Source organism: Pseudomonas sp. 2VD (genome assembly GCF_005503585.1).
GTDB classification, from domain to species: domain Bacteria; phylum Pseudomonadota; class Gammaproteobacteria; order Pseudomonadales; family Pseudomonadaceae; genus Pseudomonas; species Pseudomonas aeruginosa.
This window is the reverse complement of sequence record NZ_SCND01000485.1, coordinates 1-3,734: the sequence shown is the minus strand read 5'-3', so window position 1 is coordinate 3,734 and position 3,734 is coordinate 1. Positions and strand designations below refer to the sequence as shown.

General features: G+C 67.8%; 6 protein-coding genes and 1 pseudogene. 4 read left to right on the top strand and 3 right to left on the bottom strand.

Going from position 1 to position 3,734, the window contains the following annotated elements:
* Positions 1 to 86: 86 nt before the first annotated feature.
* Together FFS27_RS30230 and FFS27_RS30225 are read right to left on the bottom strand one after the other, a co-directional pair.
* Positions 87 to 902 (bottom strand): DUF4824 family protein, encoded by an 816-nt coding sequence (locus FFS27_RS30230; RefSeq protein ID WP_015503461.1) that lies wholly within the window; start codon positions 900 to 902, stop codon positions 87 to 89.
* Complete coding sequence (locus tag FFS27_RS30225) at positions 899 to 1,975, bottom strand: DUF2157 domain-containing protein (protein ID WP_021264276.1); 1,077 nt, start codon at positions 1,973 to 1,975, stop codon at positions 899 to 901. Before FFS27_RS30225 ends, FFS27_RS30230 begins: the two co-directional genes overlap by 4 nt.
* Before the next feature lie 232 nt (positions 1,976 to 2,207).
* Here FFS27_RS30225 and FFS27_RS30220 point away from each other — a divergent pair, with 232 nt between their 5' ends.
* From FFS27_RS30220 to FFS27_RS30205, 4 genes are all read left to right on the top strand, one after another.
* Positions 2,208 to 2,381 (top strand): hypothetical protein, encoded by a 174-nt coding sequence (locus FFS27_RS30220; RefSeq protein ID WP_009878032.1) that lies wholly within the window; start codon positions 2,208 to 2,210, stop codon positions 2,379 to 2,381.
* 91 nt (positions 2,382 to 2,472) lie between these two features.
* Positions 2,473 to 2,922, top strand: coding sequence for a hypothetical protein (locus FFS27_RS30215; protein ID WP_015503459.1), 450 nt, complete (start codon positions 2,473 to 2,475; stop codon positions 2,920 to 2,922).
* A gap of 116 nt (positions 2,923 to 3,038) precedes the next feature.
* Positions 3,039 to 3,284, top strand: a complete 246-nt coding sequence (locus tag FFS27_RS30210; protein WP_015503458.1) for a DUF1145 domain-containing protein — start codon at positions 3,039 to 3,041, stop codon at positions 3,282 to 3,284.
* A 122-nt stretch (positions 3,285 to 3,406) separates the two neighbouring features.
* A complete protein-coding gene (locus tag FFS27_RS30205) occupies positions 3,407 to 3,595 on the top strand; it encodes a hypothetical protein (protein WP_003098351.1) in 189 nt (62 codons plus the stop codon).
* 3 nt (positions 3,596 to 3,598) lie between these two features.
* Here the strand turns inward: FFS27_RS30205 and FFS27_RS30200 are convergent.
* A pseudogene (locus tag FFS27_RS30200) lies at positions 3,599 to 3,734 on the bottom strand (LysR family transcriptional regulator); the annotation flags it as partial.

Here is a 3,734-nt window from a genome sequence, read left to right as displayed (position 1 = left end):
GTTCATGGCGCGGTGGATGGCTGGCGGGTGCCCAGGGTGCAGCGCCCGGCGCGCGGATGCAAGCATCGCGCGCCGGGCGGGGCGTTTCAGCGGCGAACGGCGTTGGTGATCCAGGGCTCCAGGCGCTGGCCGAAGCTGAGGTGCAGTTCCAGCGGCGCTAGCCGGTAGTTTTGTCCGTCGACCTTGGCGAATACCGCGTGCCATTGTCGTGGCACGTTGATTGCGGCGAGGTCGGTACGGCTGATGTAGCCGCCGACCAGCGTCCTGCCTTCGTCGACCGCGGACCAGGGACGCACCCGGCCCTTGACGATGGCGTAGCGCTGGCGCTCGGGGTAGCGCTGGCGCAGGGCGGCCAGGTCGAGGCCGGCGTCGACGATGAACAGTCGGCTGGCCTCTCCCTGCTCATGCTTCAGTTGGTGGCGAGCGGCTTCCATCTGGCTGGACAGCATTTCGTCCTTGGGCAGGGCCTTGCTGCGGGCGCGGGCCTCGGCCAGGCGCTCCTCGGCCAGGCGTACTTCGCGGCGATAGGCCGGGCCGTCGAGCTCCAGGACCAGTAGCACCTGTTTTTCCTGTTGGCGGCGGTAGCGCCGTACGCTCTCTTCGTCGAGCGCGTCCGGGATGCTGAAACCGAGGGCGCGCATCTGCTCGGGCGGCAGCGGGGGCGCGAGGTCATTGGGCGGCTCGCCGTTCGGCGAGCGAAGCTCCAGGCGCAGTTCGACGCCACTGTTCTCTTCGCTCCAGAAGCCGTAGGACCAGTTGCGCTGGAGTTCGCGCTGACTGAGCACCAACTTGCTTTCGGCCTCGCCGGACCGGTTCCAGGCGACGCCACCGAGGGCGGCCAGGTTCGCCGCCAGCAGCAGGAGGCTGCCGGCGACCAGGGCGTTGCGACGGTTGCGATTCATGCGTCAGTCCTCGCGGCGATGCCCAGGGGCGTGCGCAGGCGGCGCAGGACCAGCAGGATCAGCAGGGCGCTGAGGCCGAGCACCAGGAAGAACAGGTACTTCGGCATCGCTTCCCACCACCAGTCGAAGAACTTGGTGTAGAGGAAGATGACGAAGAAGGTGATCCCGGTATTGCTCACGTCGGCCCAGTTGCGTCGCGCGCCGAGCCAGATCACCAGGGCGGCGGCGACGAAGCCGGCGACCTGGTAGAGCCCCTCGATGAGCGCCGACGGCAGCGCCAGGTAGCTGCCTGAGCCCCAGTTGGCCAGCACCAGCATCGGCAGGAACAGGCCGAGCAGGGCGAACACCCGGTAGATCACGGCGAAGCCGCTGAAGTTGCGCTGCTCGAAGCACAGCGGCACGGCGAAGATCAGCGCGGCGGCGGGGAAGAAGTTCTCCGGTCGCTCGCCTACGCCCAGCCAGTAGCCGCCGCCCCAGGTGCCGACGCGCGCGGCGATGAAACCCATCACGCAGAGGATCGCCGCCGCCAGCAGCAGGCGGGCGTTGCACAGGTAGGCCAGGAGCAGGGCGTAGAGCGCCCAGGGCACCAGGGCCAGGTCGCTGGGGGTGACGTTGAATATCTGCCCGAGCATGGTCAGGTCGAGGACGAAGCAGGCGAACGCGACCATCGCCGCCAGCTTGCTGAAGTAGCCAGAGGTGTCCTTGGTCTGGACCCAGAGTGTGGCGAAGAACGCGACGAAGGCGCTGCCGACCAGGATCGCCACCTGGGCGACGGTAGGGAACAGGCCCCAGAAGCGATAGAACAGCAGGAACACGCTGGCGGCGAAGGCCAGGGCGCCGAAGAACGAGGCCACCCGCATGCCCAGCGAAAGTTGCTGGCTGCGCAGGTCGTGGTCGATGTCGAAACGGTCGCGGTAGCTGTCCAGCAGGGCCAGGTGATAGTCGGCGAGTTGCCGGGCCTGGGTCGGTTCGAGGCGGAACGCCTGCTCCTGGTCGAGGCGTTGCAGCTCGCGCTGGAACACCAGAATGTCGTTGGCGCGCTGCTGTGCCTGGGCGCGGTCGATGGGTTGCATGCATGCTCCTTGAGCCTTGCCGGCGGGGCCGACAGTCCTTGATCCGCGCACTCTACCGAGAAACGCCGGCGGCGGTCACGCCCTGGAGGGGCCTGTCGTTGGTCGGATTCAGGGAATTTCCGTTTTTCCCTTCGGTCTCTAGTGCAGCCGGGTTGCAACCGCCGCAACCGGCTTCCCGCTCCATCGGGATCTTGTCCAGGCGTGGTTCGGCTGCGTTCTGCGATGAAGGAGAATGCTGATGGTCATGCGATTGATCGGGCTGCTGCCGGCGGCCTTCCTGGGGAGCGGTTGCAGCGGGGGGCCGGGCGCCTGCGTCGAACTGGACTTCGACCAGGGTTACTACGGCTACCATCGCGGTGGCCCGCCCCATTGTCCTCCAGGCCAGGCCAAGAAAGGCTGGTGCTGAGCCCGCTCCCTTTTCCCGAGTCTTCACGTCGTATGCGCGCCTCGCAGCGTCGCCGGTTGTCCGGCTGGCGGCGGGGCCGCAGGAGGCTGCCATGTGGCGCACATTCCTGAGAGTCCCGCTTCTTCTGCTTCTCGCCAGCCTGGGCGGCTGCGCGGTGTATGACTACGACTACGATGACGGCGACTGGCGCCGCTATCGCGGCCAGCCCTACGCCTACGAAGTGCCACGCTATCGCGTCTACGACGATGGCTGGCGTAGCGAACGGCGCTACTACTCGACGCGCTACTACGACCAACGCTACTACCCGGCGCCACGCCGCTACGATGGCCACCGCGACTACCGGCGCGAGCAATATCGCTACCCGCAGCGCCACCACGAATCGCGCCCGGCCCATCGCGGCGAGCGGCATCCGGGCAACTGGCAGCGCGGTGGCCAGCCGCAATGGCGCGGGCATTCTCCGCAACGCTGGCAGCAACACGGTGGGCAGGATCGTTCGGGACACCAGGGCCAGCAGGGCGGGACACCTCGCTGGCGCAACTGAGGTGCGCAAGGAAAGGCGGCGCCTGCGGGCGCCGTCGTGCTTTCCAGTCGAAAGTGCGGACCCTCTTGGCGCATTTGCTCGGCACACTCTGCCGATACCGAAACGAGGAGGTTCCCATGAGTCATTTTCTGTCGTTCGCCAAGGGCGCCCTGGCGATGTTCTGGCTCGTCGCGCTGGTCAACCTGGCCTACCCGCTGGGCGAGTTGCATCGACCGACCCTGCTGTTGTCCGGCGTGCTGGTGCTGGTCCATGCCGCCGAGATCCTGCTGCTCAACGGGCGTCTCAAGGCGCGCCCGGCACCTTGGCTGGAGCGCCTCCAGGTGCTGCTGTTCGGCGTCCTGCACCTGCGTAGCCTCGGCTGATTTACCCAGGCTTTACTCTCGCCGCGGGCACCGCCCGCGCGCCGCGCAGTCCGATGTGCAGGTTCCGGAACAGGCAATCCTCCCGCATCCGCAGGAGAGGCCGGAACCGCACAGGAGGCGCCATGCGTCGTTTGCTTTCCCTGCTGATCCTCGTCCTGCCGCTGTCGGCCTGCGTGGTCTACGACCGCAACGACCACCGGCATCGTCCCGACTACCGCTACGAGCGCTATCACGACCGCGACCGTGACAACCGCGGGCGCGACTGGAACCGTTCCTGGCAGGAGCGCCGCGACGACGCTCGCTGGCGCTGATCCTCAGGTGGCGGCGAAGCGCCGGTCCTGTTCCAGCACCCGCTCGACGAACACCGCCGCGGCCGGCGACAGGCTGCGGCCGGCACGGCTGACCAGACCGTAGGCGGAGCCCTTGGCGCGGGCGGGTTCGGCGCCGACG